This is a genomic window from Marinoscillum sp. (assembly GCF_965229915.1).
In the GTDB taxonomy this organism is placed as follows: domain Bacteria; phylum Bacteroidota; class Bacteroidia; order Cytophagales; family Cyclobacteriaceae; genus Marinoscillum.
Genome location: NZ_CBDDJZ010000001.1, coordinates 4,223,548 through 4,249,868, shown reverse-complemented (window position 1 = coordinate 4,249,868; position 26,321 = coordinate 4,223,548). Strand labels below are relative to the sequence as shown.

At 45.4% G+C, this 26,321-nt stretch carries 13 protein-coding genes; 2 read left to right on the top strand and 11 right to left on the bottom strand.

What is annotated here, in order from left to right:
* Positions 1 to 11: 11 nt before the first annotated feature.
* Positions 12 to 1,643 carry a hypothetical protein gene (locus ACO067_RS18155; protein ID WP_421876660.1) on the bottom strand — a complete coding sequence of 544 codons (1,632 nt, stop codon included), beginning with the start codon at positions 1,641 to 1,643 and terminating at the stop codon, positions 12 to 14.
* The gene (locus tag ACO067_RS18150; RefSeq protein WP_421876658.1) at positions 1,640 to 2,929 is read right to left on the bottom strand and encodes a T9SS type A sorting domain-containing protein; all 1,290 of its coding nucleotides are present in this window, start codon (positions 2,927 to 2,929) and stop codon (positions 1,640 to 1,642) included. Before ACO067_RS18150 ends, ACO067_RS18155 begins: the two co-directional genes overlap by 4 nt.
* Positions 2,930 to 3,093: 164 nt before the next feature.
* Between ACO067_RS18150 and ACO067_RS18145 the strand changes: the two genes are divergently transcribed.
* Complete coding sequence (locus ACO067_RS18145; RefSeq protein ID WP_421876656.1) at positions 3,094 to 4,089, top strand: Gfo/Idh/MocA family protein; 996 nt, start codon at positions 3,094 to 3,096, stop codon at positions 4,087 to 4,089.
* A 10-nt stretch (positions 4,090 to 4,099) separates the two neighbouring features.
* Here the strand turns inward: ACO067_RS18145 and ACO067_RS18140 are convergent, their stop codons facing one another.
* The 3 genes from ACO067_RS18140 to ACO067_RS18130 form a co-directional block, all read right to left on the bottom strand.
* On the bottom strand, positions 4,100 to 4,966 hold the full coding sequence (locus ACO067_RS18140) for a hypothetical protein (RefSeq protein ID WP_421876654.1): 867 nt from the start codon (positions 4,964 to 4,966) through the stop codon (positions 4,100 to 4,102).
* 111 nt (positions 4,967 to 5,077) lie between these two features.
* Positions 5,078 to 5,950, bottom strand: coding sequence for a polysaccharide lyase (locus ACO067_RS18135; protein ID WP_421876652.1), 873 nt, complete (start codon positions 5,948 to 5,950; stop codon positions 5,078 to 5,080).
* A gap of 70 nt (positions 5,951 to 6,020) precedes the next feature.
* Positions 6,021 to 7,499, bottom strand: coding sequence for a serine hydrolase (locus tag ACO067_RS18130; RefSeq protein ID WP_421876650.1), 1,479 nt, complete (start codon positions 7,497 to 7,499; stop codon positions 6,021 to 6,023).
* 311 nt (positions 7,500 to 7,810) lie between these two features.
* Between ACO067_RS18130 and ACO067_RS18125 the strand changes: the two genes are divergently transcribed.
* Complete coding sequence (locus ACO067_RS18125) at positions 7,811 to 10,429, top strand: carbohydrate-binding protein (RefSeq protein ID WP_421876647.1); 2,619 nt, start codon at positions 7,811 to 7,813, stop codon at positions 10,427 to 10,429.
* A gap of 322 nt (positions 10,430 to 10,751) precedes the next feature.
* On the opposite strand, the gene ACO067_RS18120 is transcribed toward ACO067_RS18125, so the two are convergent.
* From ACO067_RS18120 to ACO067_RS18095, 6 genes are all read right to left on the bottom strand, one after another.
* Complete coding sequence (locus tag ACO067_RS18120; protein ID WP_421876645.1) at positions 10,752 to 12,548, bottom strand: glycoside hydrolase family 2 protein; 1,797 nt, start codon at positions 12,546 to 12,548, stop codon at positions 10,752 to 10,754.
* Positions 12,549 to 12,910: 362 nt separating this feature from the next.
* The gene (locus tag ACO067_RS18115; RefSeq protein WP_421876642.1) at positions 12,911 to 16,060 is read right to left on the bottom strand and encodes a glycoside hydrolase family 2 TIM barrel-domain containing protein; all 3,150 of its coding nucleotides are present in this window, start codon (positions 16,058 to 16,060) and stop codon (positions 12,911 to 12,913) included.
* A gap of 391 nt (positions 16,061 to 16,451) precedes the next feature.
* Positions 16,452 to 18,170, bottom strand: a complete 1,719-nt coding sequence (locus tag ACO067_RS18110; RefSeq protein ID WP_421876640.1) for an adenylyl cyclase — start codon at positions 18,168 to 18,170, stop codon at positions 16,452 to 16,454.
* Positions 18,167 to 21,718: a family 78 glycoside hydrolase catalytic domain gene (locus ACO067_RS18105; RefSeq protein ID WP_421876638.1), complete on the bottom strand. Its 3,552-nt coding sequence runs from the start codon at positions 21,716 to 21,718 to the stop codon at positions 18,167 to 18,169. Before ACO067_RS18105 ends, ACO067_RS18110 begins: the two co-directional genes overlap by 4 nt.
* Before the next feature lie 22 nt (positions 21,719 to 21,740).
* Positions 21,741 to 24,014 carry a cellulase family glycosylhydrolase gene (locus tag ACO067_RS18100; RefSeq protein ID WP_421876636.1) on the bottom strand — a complete coding sequence of 758 codons (2,274 nt, stop codon included), beginning with the start codon at positions 24,012 to 24,014 and terminating at the stop codon, positions 21,741 to 21,743.
* Between the two features lie 63 nt (positions 24,015 to 24,077).
* Positions 24,078 to 26,318, bottom strand: coding sequence for a cellulase family glycosylhydrolase (locus ACO067_RS18095; RefSeq protein ID WP_421876634.1), 2,241 nt, complete (start codon positions 26,316 to 26,318; stop codon positions 24,078 to 24,080).
* Positions 26,319 to 26,321: the final 3 nt, after the last annotated feature.

Below are 26,321 nucleotides of genomic sequence, written 5' to 3'. Positions count from 1 at the left end.
TCAAACAGGGATCATTTTACGGTTCTCTTTCTTAGCTGATAATGGTATAATGAAGGAGTTTCAACCAATTCTTTATTGGTCATTTCGATATAGGGGTTTGGTTCATATTTAATCTCAATTGGCAGATTTCCATGTATACCTATGAGCCTTGCACCTGGCCCATCGGACATACCATTCAGTACCGCTGGTTGTGTAGAATCAAACCCGTTTTGAAAATCAACCCGGATGTTCCACATGGTGGTGTAGGCTCCATGAGATGGTTTCCAATACCCAGCGCCACCACCTTCAAACAATCCATAGGCCCTATCCTCGTTCAAAGTAACCTTTACTGTGATGTTATCAAATAAATTCTGATGGTTGGCCCCAGAATGCTGATCTAGAATGGGCTCCTGATCTACCTGGCAGCTGGTGTAGACACTCTTGGTGGAGAAGGTATTGAAACTCAATGGATGGCGCACCCGATTCTTTACACTCAGGTTCTTTACCAATACATTGTGAACGCCACTCATCGATACCGAGTAGTGGGCCACTTTTTCACCAGATGTTTCTATATGCTGAATGGTTACATTAGCCGTTTCCTCTGTGAGAATGCCACTGTCTGCATTTTCGATTTTCACATCCTTCACCCAGCCATTGAACAGCCTTGTGAGGTAAATGCCATTGTATCCTTCCTCCACATGATGGGCTATGTTTGGAGCCATTGGGAAGGTGATTTTGAGATGTTCTATTCCCACCTCTTCCAGATACTGCCACTCCACCATTTTAGGCGTCCATGCTTGTTTGATATCCAGGAGCAATGGATCCTTAATTGTAACGGTCTTACCAGCTATTTTGGTAACCGTCGTTTGCTGCTGAACCAAAGCATGCTCCGGATAACTCCAATGATGAGATCCGATCTTAAACCCATTCTCACCATACATTTCCTGGATCAAAGAGCCGTTTTCACCTTCTTGGTTATACCACTCTATCTGCACCACATCACCGACTTTAAGTCCATTAATAGATGTGGTAGAAATAACTTTCTCTCCTCTTTTTCCTCGCTCAAGACTGGCCAAAATAGAGGGTGGTTGATCATACTTTTCCAGGTAGGCTTTGGTACGCACTCCAGCCTTTCGTGTCCATATCACCCCACCAGACCAGGCATACTGTGAAAAGGGCAAGTCAATGTTGTTTTCTTTTTCCCGCTGACGTTTATCGAGCGCTACCAGATACTCCCTCAGCTCTGCAAGTGCTGGAGGGTCATCAAAATAACTCATTGGTCTTGGCACAAATATTTCTGTACCGCCGGTCCCGCTCCCAGCTCCACGCAGCACCAGGTTGCTTCGCTCTATGTAGATGATCTCGCTTAATATGATCTTTCCTGCAGGAAGCTGCACTACCACAGCTTCTTTCATTTCGTGAGCTTTTCTCATCACCTCCAGAAGAGCCTGACTATCATCCAGTCCATCATTGCTCACCACCCCAAAGTCGATAGCTTGCAAGACTCGGCCTACTGGCTCTGGAAGTGCCCGCTCGCCATTATGGTAGCCGGCATAGGAGAAATCCGGCAGGTATACAGATTCGTCACTCAACACTTTTGGTAACTGCGCTTCCGCTATAAATACCAAACCAACAAAACATATCGTTAGTACTCTCTTCATCATTTTTTCACAAACCTTAGTATTTCACCACTCCTAGTCTTCACGAAGTAAATCCCAGCTCGAAGCTGTGCAACTGAGACCTCAGCTTCATTCGAAACCATCACCTGCTGACCGCTTAAATTATGGACGGAATAGCTCTGCCCTTTCAAACCTCTAATCTTCAGAATAGACAGCACTGGATTTGGGTAAATAGCCAATTGTACCTTTTCAGAAATTGCCAGGATATTGCTCACCAGGTCATTGTCATCCTCGCTATTGTCTACATATCCGGCGGGCTGCTCACAAGCATATAACTTCACATCGGGGTTCCCTAGACCATCTTCATCCTTGTCCTCATACCAGTCTAGGCAGGTATCTACATTGTTCTGGACGTATCCCTCCGGACGCTCACATTCATACACAAAGGAGTTCGGGTCACCCAGTCCGTCCCCATCGGCATCCTCGTACCATATAGGACACGCACCTATTTCTGTAACCTGAAAATCAGCAAAAAACACCTCCTCATCCCTCAGCGAAGCGATATCATTTAGGCTGCGGTATATCCCCCACTTGGGGCGCACAAAAGAAGCACCGACACGCCACATATCAATCGATTCGCTGGTGTATGTCAGCACCTCAGTACCATCCAATAGTTCCAGGCGAAAATCAAGCTTGCCGGTGTCTTCTGCGAACTCGGCCTTGCAGAATGCCTTTGCCCACTGTCCCTTGATCAAAGATAAATCAGCATCCTTAAGGGCTGTATAGTTGTTGTTCCCACGTCCATGAATGAGCTGCAGCTTGTCCGGATCACCTTTGCGGGGAGTGATGGTCAGTAGCGGGTTGGCAGAATCATTCCCACCTACTACTTTCAGCTGAAACAAGTGGGTGAAATTGGAAGAGGGCTGGAAACCTTCGTCAATCCTGAAATACCACTCATAGGTGACTATCTCCCGCTGGATGGCTTTCAGATAATCAGGTGATGGATCATAAGCTTTAATCTCATTTCGCTGGCGGTCCACATTGGTTTCACACCTATCAGTATCTATGTCTTTATGAATATAAAAATTGAATACATAACGATCCAGCACTTCATCATACACTTCCTCTATGTGCTGAAACGTTTCCTCATGATCGCAATCAGGCACTTCTAGTGGTGAGCCTCCAAGGGCATTTTCCAGCAGGGCATAAGTACCTCCAGGGCCATCTGCGGATATAGTGGTTACGGTAGTTCCCTGACCATGGAGGCCCTGCCAGCCAAGTAAACAGGATATGAAAAGGTGTCTAAGGATCAATCGATTGAAACGGTTCATGTACTGATTGTATAATGTGCAAAAGCAACCCTAAACTTAGATTGGAATGGGCCACCGACAGTTCGAAACTGGTAGTACAATCGTCCAAAACCTCCCATATTCGCTTATTTGAGGTATTTATTTCTAATTTCGCCGGATCGCCAAAATCATTCAAAACAATCCAGATGAAAAAAAAGATAGAAGGCAACACCGTAAAATGGGGTATCATCGGTGTGGGTGATGTATGCGAAGTGAAAAGCGCCCCGGCAATGAACCAGATTACTAACAGCAAGATCGAAGCTGTGATGCGACGTGATGCGGCAAAGGCTGAAGACTATGCAATCAGGCACGGCATTGGTAAGTGGTACAGCGATGCGGATCAGCTTATCAACGACCATGAAGTAAACGCCATCTACATAGCAACACCCCCTGTAGCTCATCTGCAATACACTATTCAAGCAGCCTCAGCAGGCAAGCCCGTGTATGTAGAAAAACCAATGGCCAGGACTTATGCCGAGTGTAAGCAAATGATCACTGCATGTGACGAAGCTGGTGTCCCTCTCTACACTGCCTATTATCGCAGGGCATTGCCCAACTTCCTGAAAGTAAAGGAACTGGTGGATTCCGGAGCGATTGGGGAGATACGAATGGTGGAAGTACGAATGGCCAAACCTTTGGAACCTAACATCATTACTCATCAAAAAAATCATTGGCGAGTTGATCCCGAAATAGCTGGCGGAGGCTACTTCTATGACCTGGCCAGCCATCAGTTGGATTTTCTGGACTATCTGTTCGGACCTATTGTGAAAGCAAGTGGCACGAAAGCCAATCAGGCCAGGCTCTATCCTGCAGAAGACATTGTGGTAAGCAGCTTTCAGTTCGAGTCTGGAGTATTGGGAACAGGCAGCTGGTGCTTCTCTACTGGTGAAACCAGCGACAAAGACTCAACCACCATTATCGGATCGGAGGGTGAGATCAGTTATGCATCCTTTGGCAGTAACGAAATCACATTAAAAACTGATGCTGAAGGTGAACAGAGGTTTGCATTCGAAATGCCAAAACACATCCAGTATCCCCTCATCAAGCAAGTAGTAAGTGATCTGCTAGGAACGGGGAATTGTGTGAGCACCGGAATATCCGGGGCACGAACCAACCAGGTGATGGAATGGATGATCGGGTGATTAGAGAAAATCACTGACCTAACGTTTTCACTACCCCAACACTGATGTTAAATACCTGATTGGTTACATCATTAAGACGGGTTTGAGGTTTTGAGCCATCTGTTTTGTAGAGTGTATCGATTCCCTTTCCTGTGGAGGAATATGTATGAATGACTGATGCTTTGAGGTGAAAGTTGGACTTTATCGGATATGAAGTAGCCACTTCATTGCTCCAAACAAACCCTTTGGCTTCATGCCTGAAACTCACTGGGTGCTCAAACTCATCAATCAGGTTCCAATTGGCCCTAGCATCATAGGCCACCTGGATATATTCAGTAGTCACCCTAACACTTATTGGCCCCGCTTGATACTGAGCGGAGATATGTCCACTCATACCCATCCAAGCAGCGCGGTAAGAGCTATGGAGTCCTGTGTGTTCATTCAGCAAATAGAACTTTTTGCTGATCCATTGATAGCCCAGACCAGCTGACAGTCGAAACCTCACCCGATCCACCGTCTGGCAAATCAACATTGGTGCAATCAATCTTGAAAACCCATCATTGGCTTGCTCACGTGCATAAAACACCTGATTGGTCCGATTGTCTTGCTGGTAATCAGTATCGGTCACTTCACCAGCTACGAACCAAATCATGCCAGCCTTTAGCCCAATTCTGAATCTCCGATGAATAGATAAATGACCATCGGTTTTCAATCCTATTCCAGATACTCCCTGCCAGTTCAGTTCGGAATAGATATTGGGGTTTTCTCCATTCAGGTTTCCGGCAATAGACCAACTGAGACTCTCCATGGAAGTGACAGCCTCCAGGCTGATGTCGGCCTTTTGAGACCACAACCAAGAAGGCAAAAGCAGCGATATGAAAATCATTAGTGTTTTCATCTTTGGAAAAACCGGAGCCTGACACTCCATCTAACCCATCCATCATTTTTGGTGTCACGTTGTGGTTGAGTAGACATTCATCTGGATTGCAGGCATCCGGTCTAACTCATTTTAGCTACTCATTTTCACCCACTTGAGATCATCAAAGTAGATGTAGCCAACACTACCTGACCCCCAGTAGCTTTGGCTCCCACCTCGGAATACTGAGTAGTAAAGGCCTTTCACCTTACGCTTGGAGTCTGATGAGGCCCACTTGATGTTGTCCCTTCTGAGGACTGTGGAGCCATTGACCTTCATCTCAGCGGTACCATTGTAGGAGCTGCCGGTATTGGACTTCATGTAAAATCCTATGGTATACCACGTACCACGAGATAGCGCCCCAGAGCTTGGATACGTAGCCCCGAAAGACTCACCACAGTTACTGGTCATGCCCTGATGATAGAGGTATGGCTGGAAATAAACCCGGCTGGGATTGGAGTTTGGAGAGTACCACATGGCCCGCATGCTACCGCCCTGACCTGCCTGTGCATCGCTGGCTCTGCAGCCAGTGACTCCATCACCTACCTGGAAGCCCCAGCCTACTTTGCCTCCACGGCTCCAGTCAAACTGGCTATGAAACCTCACCGTATACTCCAGCCAATACTCCGTACCGTCGGACACATCAATTCTACTCTCCATACCTCCAGAAGTACCAACTACATTGGCTGCTAGTGTGATGCGAAGCGTGTTTGACGAAATGTAGGTAGACCCTGCATCCCACCCAGAGATGTTTCCAAAAGCGGATGATGCATCGGATGAAGAAAACTGACCATTGGACTGTGTAAAGTAAACGTTGCGGCTGGAATAAATCGCCCGTGCCTCCGTAGCATCTTCATCGATAATCTCTGGAGTGGCTAGATCTTCCTGACATCCACTAAACAGTAAGCCTGCGCCTGCAATAATGGATAGGGTCCATCCCTTCCATTGTTGATAAATGTTACTCATAATGAATAATAATTAAGGTTAGAAAAAATAAAACTGATCAATCAAATCAGGTGGTTTCTTTGATATGGATTTATGTGTTCTTCTGATTTTCGATTTCCACAGCAATTCGCTCCCCGAGGAAAGTGACATATGCAGAAGGCGGGGCATTCATAGCAATGGCCCGATCAAAAACTTCTTTGGCTTGCTGTATTTCTCCAGAGATCAACAGCCCTTCAGCGAGGTTGAGGTATGCCTGGGGAGAGTCAGGATATTTGGCGACAGCCAATTCAAAAACCTGCATGGCCTGCTCCTGCATTTGCAACCTGTGGAGTAAATTCACTCCCAGTTGTCCCAGCAAAGTGGGGTTCATTTCATAAAGTGATCCAGTCTTTTCTGATTCCGTTTCAAACCAGGCGAGCACCTCTTCCATACATCTTCCTTCAGCAAGCATTTTGCTCATGGCTATGTGAACTGGTGGCTTCACTGGCGTCAACTCCTTCCCTCTGAGCAACCCTATCAGCCGGCTAGAGATTAGCGCCGGATTGAAGTCATCCATCGTATTGGTCCACACGAAAACCCCAAGCTGTTTTTCAGGAACCAGGCTCATATCTGCGCTAAACCCTCCTGCTCCCCAATGACTATTATAGATGAAGTCACCGTCGCTACGGAAGATGTCCCAACCATAACCCTTGTAGGTGTCCTTTCCGGTTTTGTAATGTGCATCCAAGAGACCTGCTGGTTGATTATTCAGTATCCACTGCATCCACTTCTGCAGATCATTGACGGATGTATGAAAACCATAGCTACCGACATTCTCACGAGTGTAGGGATAAATCTCATTGACACGCTGCTCATAAGTGAGCCAATGTCCTATATGGTGGGGCATTGCCAGATTGGTGCTATCCAATTGACGAAAGTCAAAAGTAGAACGACCAAGCCTAAGCGGGTTTAAGTAATGCTCCTGCATGACCTGCTCAAAAGGTAACTGACCAACATGCTGAAGTAAATCCGCTGCAATATCGATGTTGTATGGAGACCGCTTAACTCTGGTGCCCGCCTCAAACTCCATCGGCTGATACACGATGCTCTGTGTGGTGGCTGCCAGTGCTTCTTCATCAAAAGCAGGCATATCCCACGCCGGACTGAAATTAGGGATACCCGAAGTGTGCGTAAGCAAATGATGGAGCGTTATACCCTTATAATCTCCATCCATTTGAAAGTAAGGAATATGCAATGAGACCTGATCCGAAAGTTGCAACTTACCCTGACGCTCAAATTGCACTGCTGCGGCGGCCACCATGACTTCAGATAACTCTCCTGCAAAAAACATGGTCTCCTGATTAAAAGGCAAGGAGTCTTTCATCTGCCGATAGCCATTGGTATAAGAATAAACTTGATCACCACTAACCACGACTACCGCCAGGCCAGGCAATGGATAAGCATTATACACCTGATCGAGATATTGCTTAACTGTTTGATTGGGAATGAAGGCCTGCTCTTGCTTAGTGGCGCATGCACCAAGGAGCCAAAGACATAAGAATGGAATGAGAAGGGTTCTTAAGGAGTTCATATTGCGATTTTTTACACTATTCGCAATATGACCCCTATGATATTTTCAAAAATCCACAATAAGTACTCATATAGTACATAATGTTATGATTTTCATTATATACGCCATACCCCAACGTGTAAGATCACTCCAGCCAGGGCAGTAGGTGATGACGGTAAAGAGACAATCGTCGACGCTTTAAGTGAGTAACACCTACTTCAAAAACACGTCGGGACTTTTAGGATACCCCTATTGTACGATTATGCTCCTATCACCTGACAATTCCTGGACAGCTTTGGTAGGTAGCATCAACGTAACTAACACACCTTTCTATGACCTTAAAATCACGCTTTCGTGGCTGGATAATAATTCTAGCAGCTATATTGTTCTCAGCTCTTCAACTCAATGCCCAGGATCAGCCCTGGCGAAGCGAGCTATACCCGTTCAGTTGGCAAAAGGGCTATGAAGTCAACGGCAAGTTCTTGCACGACTTTTCATTTGCCGGGTATCACAAAGGCGAATTAGCTCTCCCAAACGTGCAACAAAACATACTAAACGTAACCCAGGCTCCCTTCCATGCGGACAACACCGGGGCTAATGATGCTACTGCGGCCATCCAGGCAGCTATAGACAGTGTAGCCAAGCTCGGCTCTGGTGTGGTGTATCTACCAGAAGGCACCTATGCGGTGAGCCCTGTGAGCTCCAACGCACTAATGGTAAGTCACGATAGCACTATTATCCGTGGAGCCGGCACTGATAAGACCTTTATTCTCAATACTGAAACTAACATGCGGAGCAAAACTGTCATTGAATTTAGTCCTGGAAATAATAGCTGGTATAGTCCCAACGGACAAACTATTGACTTTACAGTGGATGCAACTGAGCACGACACGGTATTCCACGTAAGTGATGCCAGCTACTTCGAAGTAGGCGACCTTGTCGTATTGACCTCAGACTTTACCAATGAATTCATAGAAGAACATCACATGACAGGCAAGTGGAATACCTCCGTCGATGGAACCGCCTTTACCAGGCGCATTGTGTCTATTGATGCCGCCAGCAACACGATTGAGGTGGACATTCCAATCAGGTACTACCTAAAAACAAGGGACAATGCCCGGGCCTACCGTATCCGTCATCAACTAAAGGAGTGCGGACTGGAAAACCTGTCTATAGGCATGATCGAAAACCCTAAAAGTGGCTATGGCGAAAATGACTATAACAGCGGTGGTACAGGTGCGTATGAAGTGCATGCAGCACATGCCATCAAATTTAAATACTCAGAAAACTGCTGGATGCAAAACGTCAACACCTTCAAACCAGCAGCCAATAAAGGTGATTTTCATGTGCAGTCCAATGCCCTGGAACTCTACCAGTCACGGTTGATCACGGTTTACAATTGCATCCTTCAAAAACCTCAATATGAAGGAGGTGGTGGAAATGGCTACATGTTTACCCTTCGTGGAAACGACTGCCTGATCACCCACTGCCAGGCCATTCATTCACGTCACAATTACGATTTCAAGAAAGCATATAGCAACGGAAATGTGATTTACAAAAGCCTAAGCAAAGACTCCAAGTATGCCACGGACTTTCATATGCATCTGAGCATGAGTAACCTGTTTGACAACCACACGGTGGATAATGATTTTCTGGAGGCTGTTTACCGTCCATACGGAACAATCGAACACGGTCACTCTTCTACCCAATCAGTATTTTGGAATACCTACGGAGAGCAATACCACGGCAACAGCAATCGCATCATTGCATCTGGCCAGTACGGTTACGGTTATGTAATCGGTACGCAGGGCAATGCTACAGGGGTTTCTCTCCCCACTGGCAACAACACTGAGCCAATCGATCATCTGGAAGGCGAGGCGGAAGGAGCCTCCCTGCATCCGTCTTCTCTGTACCAGGATCAGCTCAATAGACGTCTGCATGGCATGACTGCCATCGACAGCACGGGGTGGGATGCCCCGGTGATCCAGGTTCTTTCCCCAACCACAGGGGAGCAACTCTTTGCTGAGGAGGTGTCGTTTGACATTGCTTTCACTACGAGTGAATCTGATGTAGCACGGGTTGTGTATACCGCCAACGAAGTGGTACTGGCAAAAGTAAACGAAGCCCCATTTGAGTACACCTGGACAAGCCTCAGTGATGATTGCTATGAGGTTACCGTGCAAGCATTCGCCCAATCAGGCACTCCATCCAATAAGGTTACATTCGACCTAATAATAGGCCTTGGCTGTGAAGTAAGCTACTATGGTGCACCTTTTAACCTACCCGGAAAGATTGAAGCCGAATACTTCAACAAAGGCCGAAATGGACTTTCCTACTTCGACACGGATCAAACCAACAATGGCGGTGACTACCGCCCCAATGAACCTGTGGATGTACAAAGCTGCTCTGAAGGTGGCTACAACGTAGGGTGGATCGCTGATGAGGAGTTTCTAAAATACATAGTGAATGTGGAAGAATCAGGAAACTACACACTGAGCTTTCGTACTGCCAGTGAGGAATCCGGCAATATCCACTTTAATTTTTTGCAACAGCAGGTGAGTGGAGATGTGGAAGTGCCTACCACTGCCGGATGGCAGGATTGGGCTACCCAGGAAAGCACTTCCTTTTACCTTAAGGCTGGCACCGATACACTCAAATTGAGCTTTGGTGGAGGGTTTAACCTCAACTATATGGAGCTAACCGAGTACACCGTGCTGAACACCCAAGACAATGACCTATCCCTATACCCCAATCCTGTTTTTGATCAACTAACTGTCAACGCTCAAGGATATGAGCGGATAACAGTAGTAGATATGCTGGGCCGGGTAGTCTTAATTCACAACCTAAAAGAATCCAATAGTGTGGACGTGAGACACCTCAGAAAAGGGTTATACATTGTAAAAGCGAGTAATGAAGCAGGTTCAAAATCGTGGAAGCTCGTTAAAAAATGAGATCCCGGGAAGAGGGTTTCAGGTGAGTAATACAATGGATTGTGAGGACACGATCCTTGGCAAAAGAGCAGCGTATCATGGGACGTGCTCGCACATCAAATATCAATTATGATTCCTCATAAGACCAATTGATTGTTGTTTAGGTTAAAGGGGCTGTCTCAAAAGCGGTGCTCTTGTCATCCTGAACTGGTTCCGCATGGAATGTCAGGATCTAAAATGCATTGATATTCAACTACATAGATTCTGAAATAAACCTGTCTGCCGACAGGCAGGTTCAGAATGACACTAATTTCAGACTTTTGAGACGGCCTCTTTTTTTTATTCATCTTCCCAATTGCACAGGCTTCTCCTGATAGTATTCCTGCAGGGTGAAAAAAGCTTGCTTCCTTATGCCTTGATCCGAAATCAGCCCTTTGCGGTTCCAGTAATCCTGTATGTCTGGAAGTGGGCGTCTCGCAGAGAAGAAATCCATCAGAATCCATGGCGTAGTGCCCCGCAAAAACGGGATTTTCTTCAGCATCTGGATGTTATTTTCATAAACCGCTTCCTGATACTCTTCCGTCCAGCGCTCTGTTGCTTTGCCATGCATACCCTGCAGTGCTCCACCACCAAACTCACTAATCACCAGAGGCTTGTCGTAGGTCATCTTCCAGCCCAGATCAGCACATGACTCAGGCGTGCCCCCATACCAACCACAGTAGTTGTTCACACCTATGACATCCAGGTATTGGCCAAAAGGGTCGTCTAGCATGCGATAGCCATCTACAGAGTGTGCCTCCAGTGCACCAGTGAGCAACCGGGTGTTATCCGTTGCTCTGGCCGTTTCGGTGAGCCTCTTCAGAAAGTCAGTTCTGGGCTCACTGATTGGTGTTTCGTTGGCAACAGACCACATAATCACCGCAGCTCGGTTTTTATCCCTGATGATCATGTCTACCAGCTGCTTTTGCGCATTGGCTAACACCCGGTCATTTTCCCAGTCTATGGTCCAGTACACCGGAATCTCAGACCATACCATCAGGCCCATTTCGTCGGCAATGCGTACCATATCTTCATTGTGCGGGTAATGTGCCAACCTCACAAAGTTACAGCCCAGTTCCTTAGCCCAGCCGAGGAGTGTCCGACACTGCTCAGGTGCCACCACCCTGCCTGCTGTGAAAGGTGCCACCTCATGGATCGAAATCCCTTTCAGGAATACCGACTTACCATTAAGCAAAATGTCCTGCCCTTTTACCTCTATGCTCCGAAAGCCAATCTTGTCAGTCACCACATCATTACCCGCCGATATCTTTACTTCATAAAGCTTTGGATCGGTATCAGACCAAAGCTTCAGCTTACTCTTAAAGCTCACTTTCGCCAGTCCATTGGCATCTGGCTGCGTACTTACAGACACTTTGGCCTCCGGAATTTCCACCCTAATTGTTTTAGGCGAGTCCCCTTCAAGCTTCACCCAGCCTTCTACCTGATCATGGGTTCCTTTTTTAAGCTGCAGGGAATAATCCTGTACGAAGGTTTGTGGTACTTCTATCAGCTTCACCGAGCGGGTAATCCCACCGAAATTGTACCAGTCACTATTCACGGTAGGGATCTGCTCCAGCTTTCTTGTATTGTCCACCTTGACCACTACAAAGTTCTCCCCAGCCTTTACCTTGTCTGATACCTCAAAATTGAACGGGGTAAAGCCACCCTGATGCTCACCCAACTTCTCACCATTCAGGTACACTTTAGCATCATAGTTTACCGCTCCAAAATACAGAAAGGTTCGCTTATTTGTTTTGGTATAAAGGAATGACTTCTTGTACCAGATGGTGCCTTCGTAGAAAAACATATCATCTTCCTGTGTATTCCAGTCACCGGGTACGTTGAGCTGATCAGAGGTATCAAAATTGTACTCCACCAAATCGCTTTCATTGGACATTTTCTGATCCTTAAAGAAACCATTAGGGTTGATTTTGTACCTGTAGTTGTAGTATCCATTTTCCATTGGATCCACGATATATCTCCATTTTCCATCCAATAGAATAGTCTCCCGGTCTGCAATTGCTATGGTTTCCTGCGCAAGTAATACTTCGCCATTTACCAGCAAACCTAGCACCAATAAGTGCCCAAAAAGTTGTTTCATTTTATTCGCTTTTTGGGTGTAAAACTACCCGAAATTGGACGATACGATCAGGAACAATCATCCAGATTAAGGCAAAGGATCGTACGGAAGGTAAAATGATGGATGAGCTTTAAATCATTTTGAACGAATGTAACCCTGTCTTATAACTTTTCAATCAGCTAAAATGAATTCCGATCTTTCTACATCAGCAGGCTTTTTAAAAAGAAAGTAGGTCAGTTACCCACTGATCTCAGAAAGCTGAATGTGGCGGATTGACACGACACTGTCCCTTAGATACTGACATTAGTCTGTTCTGAGGCTCCACCAGTAGATTATTTTAATTATCCAGCAATTAAAGTGTTTATGCAAACCTCATTTTCCCGTTACCTAACAGGCTTTATAACAAACGAATACGTATAATCACCCGCTGGAATCTGGTATTGCTCTAGAGGCAAAGCTCCCCAGCTAGTGTCTCCGCCTACTCCCATCTGCCGATAATCGATGTTGACATTGACCAGTTCACGAATGGGAACGTCTATAGTGTGGCGCTGTATCTTTTTATCACCTGCATCAAAATCTTCATTGAGCTGATGATGTGCACTGAATTGGAAGTAGGCCTTATGAGAAAGAATCTGAATTCCATCACCTTCGTTATCAGTAAATGAGACTGTTCTGACATCACTTCTCAGACCATTTTCCTGTGGTCTGATGTAGTCATACTTTAGTTCCGCCACGTCCGCGGAATATCTTCCTACAAAAGCACTGGTCTTTCGGTCCCAGTAGTTTTCATGCTCCCCTCGACCGTACCATTCTACCTGATTGAGTTCCTTTTTCAGAATCAAGTTATTCCCTAATCGAGGGATCATTGGAAGTTCGTTGCCCGAAAGTTTCAATTCATTTTGTACGGCAATATCTCCATTGCCATTGATCTGGTAGGTCACAGTCACCGTTCCATTTACATCCGACAATGAGTAAGAAGACGTTACAGTGACCATCCTGCTAGCCCTTGCGGGTTTTTGCACTTCGAAACTCAAGAGCTGCTGATTTTCACCGGCCAACCTCCAGGATTTGAGTTTTCGAGGTGCACCAAATCCAAAGTCATTATCGGTCACTGGCCTCCAGAAATTGGGCTTGATTGGGCCTGCAAGTAAATTACCGTCTCCATAGTCAAGTCCAATGAGCTGACCTGTTTTGGTATCGAATAACACTTCAAAGTTTACCCCTTTTACACGTGTGTCATCCCCATCGGATTCTACTGTGAGTTTGGCTTTAGAAGTACCATTAAACTCTGAAAACGAATACTCTGTTAACTCAAACTGTTCTTTGGCTACCACATGACCTTTGGTCAGCAGTCCATCGTCGGTTGCTAATTTGGCGAAGAAGTTGAGGTGGTAAGAGCCATCTTTCAGTGTTGGTAAGGCAACCTTTATTTTCTGCTCGCTTCTAGCTTTTAGATTAGTTTTGGGCAAGGTACCATTGGCTACTTCCTGGCCATTTTCTAGCAAGACCCAACTGATCTCGTAATCACTCAAATCTTTGAAATCATAGCCATTGTATAGGGTCAATTCCCCTTTCTCCACATCAAAGTCTCGAAACTTGATATATTGGTAGACTTTCCCTACCTCATATAAATGGGGGTTGGGTTTGCGGTCAGGACTAATGAGTCCATTCAGGCAAAAATTACCGTCATTCTGAAGTGACTGGCCTCCCAGATCTCCTCCATACGCAAAATAGGGCTCACCGTCAGGTGTTTGAGTCAGAAGACCTTGATCTACCCAGTCCCAGATAAATCCTCCCTGGAGGACATCATGCTGCTCTATCACATCCCAGTAGTCTTGCAAATTCCCCACACTATTGCCCATTGCGTGCGCATACTCACACTGGATATACGGTTTGGTAGGGTTCGAATTCACATAAGCAAGCATGTGCGGAATGTGCTCGTACATGGGTGCGTAGATGTCCGTATTGGTGTAGTTCTTGGCACCTTCGTACTGGACAGGCCTTGTGGAATCATTGGCTTTGAGCCAGTCATAGGTTGCGAAAAAGTTATCGCCATTACCGGCCTCATTACCAAGCGACCAGGTGACTATGCTGGTATAATTCTTATGCGTTTCAAACATGCGGATGGTTCGGTCCAGGTGCATTTCCTTCCACTCCGGTTGGTAGGCTGGGTGATTTTTCTGCTTTTCCAGATTGCCATCTAGCCCCTGATTGGTAGCGCCCATACCATGCGTTTCGATGTTGGCCTCATCGATGACATAAAACCCGTATTGATCACATAGCCGGTAGAAAAACTCATTCTTCGGATAGTGGCTGCAACGAATGGCATTCAGATTGAATTGCTTCATGAGCGTCAGGTCCCTAATTGTCAACTCGGGAGTAACCGCATGTCCTGTGATCATGTCATGATCGTGAAGGTTGACTCCTTTGATGTAAACAGGCACACCATTCACCAGGAATTGACTGTCTTTGATTTCAATCCGACGAAAACCAATTTTGGAACTGCTAGCTTCCAACACATTTCCTGCAGCATCACGCAATGTGATCAATAAGGTGTACAAATTCGGTGTCTCGGCAGACCACTTCTCCACATCAGGGACTTGCTGATCAAAGGATATGCTGGTATTACTTTCAGCAGATACCTGCAATTCTTTGGATTGCTCAAAAACGACCTGATCTCCCCTCAGTAATTTGACTTCTGTAGTTCCTTTGGTGACTTTTTTGTTGGTATTTCGGTATTCAATCTCCAAATCAAGTAAACCCGTCTGGTAGCTATCATCTAATGAGGCGGTAACCCTATAGTCCGACATGGTGAGTTTAGGTGTGGCATAGAGGTACACATCCCGGTCAATTCCACTCAAGCGCCAAAAATCCTGATCCTCCATGTAGCTGGCATCAGACCAACGATAAACTTGTACAGCAATTGTATTTTCACCGGCCTGTAGGTATTTGGAAAGCTTAAACTCAGCAGGGGTTTTACTGCCTTCATTGTAGCCAACAAATTGTCCATTGACCCAGATGTACATGGCCCCACTGACTCCTGCAAAATGAACATAGACTTCCTTGTCTGACCAATTTTCTGGAACGGTAAAAGTTCTTTTATAGCTCCCAACAGGATTGTAATTGTGATCAATAAATGGCGGATTGGCCGGGAATGGGTAAGCGATATTGGTGTAAATCGGGATGCCAAACCCTTGCAGTTCCCAGTCTCCAGGAACCGCTATGTCCTTCCAATCTTTCACTGAAAAGTCATTGCGATAAAAGTATGTCGGACGATCCACTGGCTTTTTTACCCAAAAGAACTTCCAGGTACCATTCAACGACTGATAATAAGGAGACCCTTCCCAGGATTCACTGGCCAGCGCGGAGGCCTCACTCGTATGTCGGTAGATAGTCGCGTGAGGCTCCTCCCGATTAATTTGAAAAATCTCTGGATTCTCCCATTCAGGCACGAGTTGTCCCCAGGCTGTCTCAGTAGAAGCGAAGAGAGTTAGCAATGCAATGAGTCTTACAGTGGATTTGAAAGTGGGCATGATACTTTTTGGTAGTGTTAAATAGATAAAGTTAAAAGCTTGCCCCAATTGACCCCAACTGTCGATGAAATTTTTGCATTTGGGATGCAGGCCTTCATGTAAATGCTTAGTAAATCTCCCCACAGATATTTGCTTGATCCCAGTTATGGATCATCCTCAGGAGAACCAAGCGTCATGCAACCATCCACTAAATGGTTTTAATGCAATCCCCCAGAAATACAGATTGAGGATCCTCCATGAGGAGCCAGCCCGCAGGATGACTCCACTTGTGATAAACGAAAAAACCCTGACGAGCTATATGCTTGTCAGGGTTTTTAGTGCAGTCCCTAGGGAACCATTTTTATATCTGATTATCAGTTATTTACATGTTTTATGTAAAACATTTTGTAAATCAATAAACAGTCTTGCGGTGATCTTTATTCACCCCTTCGCCTTTACCATTAATCACACTTCTCACTTCACTTTCTTCATTACCACCCAGCCAGATGGTAACTATTCTCTGAATGTCCGCTTCCACCGCTTCAGGTGTTTCTATCGCATTGTCTGAAATGGCTCCCGATTTAAAAAACACATTGTAAATACCTAATCCAGTTGCTCGATGGGATTTCACATGGTCACCCACCTTGTAAGAAGCATACCCATAGGTATCGCCATGCTTCCAGGCTTCTGGGTCCGGCACATAGTAGGGCATTTCGTTTTGATAGAAATAAACATCACCATCTTCTCCATTCCAGATGGTTTGGTATTCCTGAAAATGCTCGTTGAATAGCCCATAGGAAATAACCCGGTCTCCATTCACTATCAAGCCGTTCTTTGCGCGATTCACGTCCCAACCAACACCTTCACCGTGATCAGCTCTCCATATCCACGCATGGTCCAGGATGACATCAGAACTGTTAATCACGACCGCATGATCCACCATCCCAGCATGATACCCCCCCACTCGAACGAACAGGTCAGTAATCAGTGATGGGTTTTCTGCATGATTGGCCGAAGATTCGCTAGGCCCAAACTCCACCAGCCTTTCAGACTTTTCTAATCCGGCATCAACCACAATACCGCTCAAAGTGATTCCATCGACATCTGCTATTTCAATCGCTGAGGTACCATTCGTCGGAATGAGCGTCGGTAGCCCAATTCCATGTAGAATGGTGTTTGGATTGGAAACGTGTAAGTTTTCTTCTAACCAATAAACACCAGGAGTCATCAATAAATGCTTACCTGCTTTTAAGGCTTCATTGATGGATTTCGAATCATCCTGGTCTGGGTATGCAATGTAGAATTGATCAAGACCAATAATTTGTCCTTCTTCAGTCCACCTTACTCCTTCAGAATTTTCGTGAATCGCAGGTAGTACGACCACAAGTTCATCATCTACCAACTGTAAATAAGGCTTCTCTCTAACTTTTCGCGTTTTGTCAATGGTATGGTAAGAACCTTCGGGCCAATTATGCTTGGCGCCTGGCACTCCCACAGTCATAATATTCCAAATACCACCATCAGCTTCGCTCCAATTGGAGTTTCTAGTAAACCATTGTTGCTGCGGACCGAAAAAGATGGTTCCGTCTACTTTTGAGTTGGCCAGAAAACCACCACTTGCTGGACCCATATCGTGCACCTGTAGATCCCCCTGAATATGAACTCTCCGCATCGGAGCAGCTTGTGAGACTGCCCAAACATTGGTAGAATCGACAGGAATGACCGATAAATTCTCAACACCTCTCCAAAAGTTGATCAGCACGCTTCCGTTGAAATCTGGTGGAGCCAACGCTTTCATTGAACCCACGATGGTCACATCATCAGGATGACTGCCCAGACCTAACACCTGCGTGTAGTACCCAACTTTCACATCCAACTCATATCGACCAGGTGTGAATAAAAAAGCAACTCGTCGCTCCGTGAACTCGCTATTTCTGGGATGCCCTTGTATGTCAAAAACTGAATCGATTACCTGCTGCACTTTTGCATCATTTCCAGGCTCAAATACCATCACATTAGGATTAGCGGCAAAAACATCCTTAACAGATTTCTTGCCTTTATCAGGAGTACAAGAAATAACAAGCAGCATCCATGCAGTCAGGAGGTAAAAAATGTTTGGTTTCACCATCATCGTCCTGTTACTGTAATTTGATATTGACCCGATCCAACTTCGTACACCTGACGAGAGCCCTCAGTTTGAGAAGTCTCAAGGTTTCCTAATGGGCCTTTGGCGGTAATACCAGCATTTTCACCAATCAAGATTTTAATTTGTGCGTTCGTGTTTGCTGGAACTGTGAATCGATAAGTTGTAGTGGCTCCCTCGACTTTCCACTCACTCGAAATTCTTCCATACATCGAGTCGTAGTAACCCTTTGCAAAAGTCATTTGGCCTGTTGGGTCCGGGGTTGGTGCTAAAACAAAAGACTTGAAGCCAGGTTCGCCGCGTTGGATGCCAAGTGAATAGTTGTACATCCATGAACCAACTGCACCAAAAGAGTAGTGATTGAAAGAGTTCATGCTGTTGTTTCCATCAAATCCTTTCTCAACGGTATACGAATTAAGGCGTTCCCAAATGGTGGTGGCTCCATTCTCTACCGAATACAACCAGGACGGATACTTCGTCTGTTGTAGCACCGAGTAAGCCAGATCAGATCGTCCAGCATCTGATAGCGCCGGATTGATAGCTGCCGTACCGATAAATCCGGTCATCAGCGTCTTTTCAGGTCGCATTTGACTCAGGTTGTCCATGTTTTCTCTACTGATCGTAGCTGCAAATTGCTTTTCGGCTTTTGGACGATTGGTATCATTGAAAACATTGAAGGCTAATGGAACTGCATAGGAAACCTGAGAATCTACGAGTTTACCTTCTGCTACCTCATAGCCTTCAGCAGGCATGGAAGCCCAGGTACCACCATCATAGCTAGAGTAGATGGTTTGTCCCTTTTCATTGACGTATGTATCATTGAAAAAGGCCTTTCGCTCATCATATTGTTGCTTGTATTTGGCAACATCTTCAGTGTATCCAAGGAGCTCAGCACTTTTATACACGATCTCTAAACCACGAACTTGATAGGCCGTCCAGATTAACGAATTATCGTTTTTATAACCTTCCGGACTAAGCCAATCACCCAATGGGCCTTCATGCAAAATACCTTTTTCGTTTTGCTTGGTTTTAAGAAAGTCCAGATAAGCTTTCATCGCCTCATAATGCTCTTCTAAAACTCTCAAGTCACCATATTGCTGATACATCTCCCATGGGATGATCACGCCAGCACTCCCCCAAAGGGTTCCTCCAAAACCTGTTCCAATCGGCGCAATATCCGGGAAGCGACCATCTGGTGTTTGTAGCTCTCTATTCGCTAATAAGTGTCTTCTTAAAAATGGATCTACATCACCCATGAACGTTGCGGTCTTAGAAAAGACGTTGATATCTCCATTCCATCCCATGCGTTCGTTTCGTGCCGGAGTATCCGTAGGAATGGACAAGAAGTTCCCTCTAAACGACCAGGTAATGTTCTCCCAAAGTTTGTTGACCAACTCATTGGAGGTCTCATATTTGGACGCCAGCTTATCGATGCTGCTAATTACCAGCCCTTTGACGGACTCTAATGGTAATGCCTCCTCGATACCGGTGATTTCCATGAATCGGAATCCATGGAAAGTAAATCTCGGCTGAATGACTTCCTCTCCACCCTTTAAAATCCATCTATCTGTAGCCCGAGCTGCACGGATGTTTTCCATCATGATCATGCCCACATACCCTTCGTGCTCCGGAAGGTCTGGGTAATTCACCTCTGCAAAGCGCATCGTGATGGTATCCCCAGCATCTCCAGTTAAATTCACCTGCGGAACTCCCACCATGTTCTGGCCCATGTCATAGACAAAAACTCCCGGCCGAACTTCTTCTACTGATTGGGCAGTCAATGTTTTCACAATGCCGGCGTTCTCTCCGATTTGCCCAATGAGTTGCTGATCTTCGTAGTTAAACTCTTCGGTAATGAAAGCAGTGCTCTTATCCAGGGGCACCTCCACTGCAGGTTCCCAAGCTGCATCATCGTAAGCCGTAGTACTCCAGCCTTGGATTAATTCTTCTTTGCGAGCATCGTATAGCTCCCCTTGAAAGAAGCTGCTATACCTGATTGGTCCATCATTGTAATATTTCCACTTTTCTGGATTGGTCGTAATCACTTCGGTGGTGCCGTCATCATAGATCACAACCAGCTTGGCAAGAAGCGACTGTCTATCACCGAAATAGTTCCAGTTGTAACCTCGGTAGGTAATGTTTCCACTCCACCAGCCTTCGCTGAGCATCGCTCCGATGGCATTTTCTCCAGAACTAACTAATTCCGTGACATCATAGGTCTGGTACATGTGGGTTTTGTTGTACTGTGTCAAACCTGGATTGAAGTAATCATCACTAACACGAGTACCATTGACATATGCTTCGTAAATGCCTCTCGCTGTAACATAAAGTCTCGCAGCTGCTACTTGCTTGTTTAGTGTGAACTCACTCCTGAGCATTGGGGTAGCATTTCGGCTAGGATCAGCTGTTACCAGGACGCTCTCATCTGAGCCAAGAAGATAAGCTCCATCTTGCACTTGTACTTTTCCTTTGAATATACCTTGGTAATCATCAGTAAGCTCTTCCTCAAATAACGCATTGGAAGGTGCCCTGAAATTGTTGATTTCAATGTCTCGAAACGCTGCTTTCTGTCCAGCTTCTAGTTTAAACCCAATATCTCCAACCACCGGATAGACAATCAGGTCTCCACCATTATCGCCCAAAGGATTGAAAGAATCACCGGGCACATCCACCCAAGGTGGCAGATTAGGGTCTTCATTAACAGCTTTCCCATCCACATAAACCATGCATTTTCCGAAGTTCATTTCCATGGACACCTCGTGCCAATCGTACTGATTAGAAGCATTGACCAGGGCTTTAGGAATAACATAGCTGTAGATCGGAGTTTCCGGATTATCCTCAGGACTATATCCGGCCCGGTAAACATTCAGGTAAGCAGTACCCGAACCAAGCTTTTCTGTGTTCAGCTCTAAGGCGAGATAGCTTTCATTGTGGCCATTTTCTACACCCAGAATATTCAAGTATTGATTTTGAAGTCTTCGATCGTTCGCTCCAAATACGAAACTGGCCTTTGTTGACTGGCTCTCTTTATCCAATTTCACTTCAAAACGACCTTTAAAAACGGTAGTTGCTTGTGCATTGAATACCAGACTATTCGCATCTCCACCGATCCAGGTAGCACCATCCCATCCAGCCAATGCCGGACTGGCATCCATAATACCTGTCTCGAACCACGATTTGGCACTATGCTCCTTTCCATCTTGATCCCACACAGTCACTGTCCAGGTATATCGGGTCTGTGGCTGCAAGGCATCACCAGCATAGACAATATTCAAAGATTCATCTGACTCAACTTTCTGACTGTTCCAAACTTCATTGCCGTCATTGGTGCTAACCTCAAGCTGATAAGCCTTTTGGTATATGCCACTCGCACCGGCAAGCGCTTGCATCTGCCAACTAAATCTGGGTTTCGCCTCATCAATTCCCAGAGGGCGATCCATGTATTCAACAGTCAATTCGTTGATTTCAATTTGACGCTGCTGGCAACTTGTCAAAGAAGTCAGCAGAATCATGGTGAGCCAGATAAATCTTTTCATCCTTTCAATCTTTAGTTATTTATTATTCTTTTATCACTAACCTTTTGGTTAGTTCCTGTTCTTCAGTTCTTAGCTTTATGAAATACAAACCTGGCTGCAATGATGATACATTTACCTGATTTGTAGATCCATCCACTCGCTGACGCAAAAGACTTCTACCCGAAGTGTCGATAATCTCCATTTCAAACCCTTCTGTATTCATTTGAATCGTAAGTAAATTGGCTGTAGGGTTTGGAAAAACAGCTACCTCAGGTTCCTTGGTTACACTTTCAATCTCAGCCACACGGCTACCCGACTGATTAACACCCCAGCTAAAAATTTCCCAGCCCCCGATGGATTCACGATTACAGTTCATTGGAGTCAGACCGTCTTCAGAGCTAACGAAGCGTTCATTATTACCGAAGAGAGCCACTTTCGATTCGCTCAAGCGAATAAACGAGAACTTTTCCCAATCACCAATGGCAGTTGTATTACACATCATCGCATTTTGGCCATTCTGTGAATTCACATAGTAATTATTAGATCCGAGAAGGGCAACTTTGCCATTTCCAGCATCCACTACTTCAAAAAGCTCCCAACCGTCATAATTGTCCCGGTTGCACGTCATTGGGTTGGTGTTACCTTCAGAACTCACATATTTGCCATTGCTACCCTGCAGCCATATCACCTCACCCACTGGCGATCCCGTAACCGGAACATCGGTCAATGGCCGTATGATGGACTTCAGCTCTGTATTTTCTCTTGCATTGTCGGTGGTGAACTGACTCCACTTGTAGGCAATACTATCAAATGAATCGTAATGAATATCTGGAATAGGCAATGGAATGCTGTCGTAATAGCCCCAATTCTCCTTAGGCTGATCAATGCGCTTGACCTTATAGGCCCAATTGGACCAGGAAACGTTCATGTAGTTAAGTCCGGTAATGTATTTCTCCCATAAATCTGGAAAATCCCAGAAGTTAAACTCTCCTGCATAAACAGGAACATTCCACTTGTACATATGGGTCGCTACATCTCTATGCACTGCCTCAATGAAACCATTCTGGGAGGCATAATTCGTTTTGTCTTCGTTGTAATGATGTACTTGATACATTACGTTGGTCCAGCCATAATAGGCAGGGTCCACTACCTGGTTGAAGCCAGGAAAAGCGCCAATGATGATCAAATGATCTGGGTCGATGGCACGAACTTCATCATATAGCACATCGTAAAATCCATGAATCGGATAAGTCTGCTGATCAGAGCTCAGTGGCTCGTTCATTAAGTCATAACCTGCCACTGTTGGATTGTCCTTGTATCTAGCAGCAAGAGCTTTCCAAATATCTATCGTTCGTTGCTGAGCTACGGGATCGGTCCACAAGTCGTTCGTTACCGCTTGCCCACTGGTGATGAATCCATTCAATCCACCAGGAGCTCCATGCAAATCCAGGATAACGTACATGTTACGCTCAGCACATTCAGAAATCACCCAGTCAAGCTGGTCAAAACCATGCGGCTTAATGGTGCCGTCATTGTACATGATTTCCATCCAGAAGAAAGGAACACGTACCATATTCATTCCCATGGCCTGAATGGTGTCCAAATCCGTTTCAGTAATCCAGGCATTTTGGAAATAGTCCAATAGAGAGTCCATTCCATCTTCGCCAAAGCGAAGGATCAATGAATTTCGTACCCTGAAGTCATCCTCCATGTATAGGTTGAATTCCGCAATGGACCAGTTTTGATTACTTCGTCCGGTTTGGGTAATTTTCACATATCGTTTGGAATAGATGTTAGGCAGCTGAACGAAGGAACCTCCTGGCTCACCCGCTCCAGAAGCTACAAGCTCCCAGGTAGAACCATCATTGGACACCTCAATATCATAGCTATCGGGATATTCATTGGTAAAGTCACCGGCCTCAAATGATACACGATTGAACAGTACTGTATCCTGCATGTCCACTATGAAATACTGACTTCCATTGGGTTTTTGCTTCTGTCCGTTGGACCATCGTGTACCCAGATTTCGATCAAATACATTCTGAGGATTGGTGCCATTTTGGGTTGTAGATCCTGTCCCTACCCACTGACTCCTATTCAATGAGCCTTTGCCGACAGGCCCCATCCAATATTCCATACTGAGCCAGGAACCTAAATTCGTTCCTCTAAGGTTAATTGTATCTCCGGTGCCTGAGTTGTTTCTCAGCACCGTACCGCTTGCTTTTAAGAAATCTGCTGATGTCATCTGGCCATTGGTGGTTGTCACCAAAGCCAGCATCAACACGATTACTGACATTGTAATACTTCTTTTCATCATTGTTGGGTTTAGGTTAAAAGCATCACACAAATTCTATCATACACTTGTTTATATATCGTTTCATTATCGGACGATGAGTTTCTTATTTAGGGTCTTTTTGCCCACTTGCAACTGTACCTGATACAAGCCTGGCGCGAGCTCTTCAGTACTTAATGGTTCGTTTGGCTGTACCTGATCATATTGCTTAACTACCTTTCCATTCAGTTTATAGATCACTACTTGACCAGAAGCAAATGTTCCACCTATAGAAAAATAGGAATCTGCAGGGTTAGGGTAGAGCTCTGGCAGGTTTCCAGAAGGTGTCTTGGTCAGTAGATTGACCAATTCGAGTTGAAAAATTTCATACCCATCAATGTAAGTCCTATTTGAGGCCACAGGAATAGAGCCGTTCTCAGCAGAAACAAAAAGATCATCAGGCCCCTCAAGCGCAATTCGGTTACCTCCCAATGGTATATAGGTGAACGTTTCGTTCTCACCTATTTCAGTAGCTGTGCAGGTCAACGTGTTGCGATCGGAAGAGACACTTAAGTACTGATCATTGCTACCTTTTAGTGCAATTCTTCCCTGGCCGGCATCTACCACTTCGAATCTATTGGTGGCATCTTTTCGGCCATTAGTGATGTTCATCACTCCATCAGCGGGTACGCTGAGGTAGTTTCCATTGTACACTTTGAACCTAATCATTTGCCCAACAGGAGCTGTCACGGCATCACCACCTGTCTGAGACGATACCGTTTCAATTAATTCAGTATTCTCTCTAAAATTTTCCGTTCCAAACTCGCTCCATTTAGCAATGATTTCCTCAGGAGTATCGTAATGAATGTTAGGCTTTGGACGTGTATTGTTATCGTAGAAAGCCCAATTCTCCACCGGCTGATCCACCCTGCTATTTTTGTAAGCCCAGTTGGACCAGGAAATATTCAATCCATTGCACCCACTTAGGTACTGTTTCCATAAATCAGGAAAATCCCAAAAATTGAACTCACCAGCTAAAATGGGTACATTCCAATGATGTTGGTAGCTAGCCATATCCCGGATTGCCCATTCGATGAAACCTTTTTGCGATGAGTAGTTTTGTTTGTCCTCGTTGTAATGATGCGCCTGGTAAAGGACATTTTCCCAACCATAATATTCCGGCCCGACAACAAATGAGAATACCGGAAATGCACCTATTGAAATCACATGTTCCTGGTCAATAGCCCGAACTGCGTCATACAACAGATCGTAGACTTCATGAATTGGATAAAGCGATTGGTTTGAACTCAATGGCTCATTCATGAGGTCGTACATCGCTACTGTTGGGTTACCTTTATATCGCTCTGAGAGAGCTTCCCATATTTTCACAGTTCTGAGCTGAGACTCTTCATCTGTCCATAAATCATTGGTATACGCCTGACCTGAAGTGATAAACCCATTCCAGCCACCAGGCCCCCCATGCATATCAAGGATCACATAAATTTCTCGTTCCGTACATTGCTCGATCACCCAGTCTAGCTGATCAAATCCATGAGGCTTGATCTTTCCATCATTGTACATTATCTCCATCCAATAAAATGGTACCCGTACCAGGTTCATCCCCATGTCCTTTACATTATCCAGGTCCTTTTCCTGTATCCAGGTATGCTGAAAGTGATTGAGAATGGTGTCCATCCCGTCTTCTCCAAACCGATTGGCAAGTGAATTTCTTACATGAAAATCATCCTCCATGTAGGTATTGAATTCAGCGATCGACCAGGGATTGGAAGAACTGCCTGTCTGAGTAATTCGGATATATCGTGCTTCATAGATATTGGGCAGTTGTAAGAATATACCATCACTGGAGCCTGAGCCCGATGTGACACTGGTCCAGGTCGCTTGCGTTTCAGAAACTTCTATCTTAAACTGGGTGGGATAGTTATCCGAGAATTCTCCTACTTCAAAGGATATGCGATTAAATACCTCATTCTTACCCATATCAACCAGAAACACTTCGCCTCCTTGTTGACTTGCAGCACTGGTCCAACCTGTAGCCAGGTTTCTATCAAATACCGTAGAAAAGTCGCTTGCATCCGAGCCAGCTACACTTGCAGTCCAATTGTCTCTGCCAATAGAGCCAGTACCCAAAGGCATCATCCAATACTCCATGCTCAACCAGGAACCAAGATTGGTTCCCCGAAGCACCACGGTATCACCTTCACCATGTTCATTTCTCAATACCGTACCATTTGCTTTTAAAAAGTCGGCATCTGTGAATTGTGCGTTAGCTGATTGGTGAAGTAATACAAGGCTCAGGAGGCCGAAAAACATGTTCTTTAAAGACTGCATTTG

Bases quoted from the DNA above. Each gene is read 5' to 3' on its own strand.
- ACO067_RS18155 (WP_421876660.1), bottom strand. From the start codon at position 1,643: ATGATGAAGAGAGTACTAACGATATGTTTTGTTGGTTTGGTATTTATA.
- ACO067_RS18150 (WP_421876658.1), bottom strand. From the start codon at position 2,929: ATGAACCGTTTCAATCGATTGATCCTTAGACACCTTTTCATATCCTGT.
- ACO067_RS18145 (WP_421876656.1), top strand. From the start codon at position 3,094: ATGAAAAAAAAGATAGAAGGCAACACCGTAAAATGGGGTATCATCGGT.
- ACO067_RS18140 (WP_421876654.1), bottom strand. From the start codon at position 4,966: ATGAAAACACTAATGATTTTCATATCGCTGCTTTTGCCTTCTTGGTTG.
- ACO067_RS18135 (WP_421876652.1), bottom strand. From the start codon at position 5,950: ATGAGTAACATTTATCAACAATGGAAGGGATGGACCCTATCCATTATT.
- ACO067_RS18130 (WP_421876650.1), bottom strand. From the start codon at position 7,499: ATGAACTCCTTAAGAACCCTTCTCATTCCATTCTTATGTCTTTGGCTC.
- ACO067_RS18125 (WP_421876647.1), top strand. From the start codon at position 7,811: ATGACCTTAAAATCACGCTTTCGTGGCTGGATAATAATTCTAGCAGCT.
- ACO067_RS18120 (WP_421876645.1), bottom strand. From the start codon at position 12,548: ATGAAACAACTTTTTGGGCACTTATTGGTGCTAGGTTTGCTGGTAAAT.
- ACO067_RS18115 (WP_421876642.1), bottom strand. From the start codon at position 16,060: ATGCCCACTTTCAAATCCACTGTAAGACTCATTGCATTGCTAACTCTC.
- ACO067_RS18110 (WP_421876640.1), bottom strand. From the start codon at position 18,170: ATGATGGTGAAACCAAACATTTTTTACCTCCTGACTGCATGGATGCTG.
- ACO067_RS18105 (WP_421876638.1), bottom strand. From the start codon at position 21,718: ATGAAAAGATTTATCTGGCTCACCATGATTCTGCTGACTTCTTTGACA.
- ACO067_RS18100 (WP_421876636.1), bottom strand. From the start codon at position 24,014: ATGATGAAAAGAAGTATTACAATGTCAGTAATCGTGTTGATGCTGGCT.
- ACO067_RS18095 (WP_421876634.1), bottom strand. From the start codon at position 26,318: ATGCAGTCTTTAAAGAACATGTTTTTCGGCCTCCTGAGCCTTGTATTA.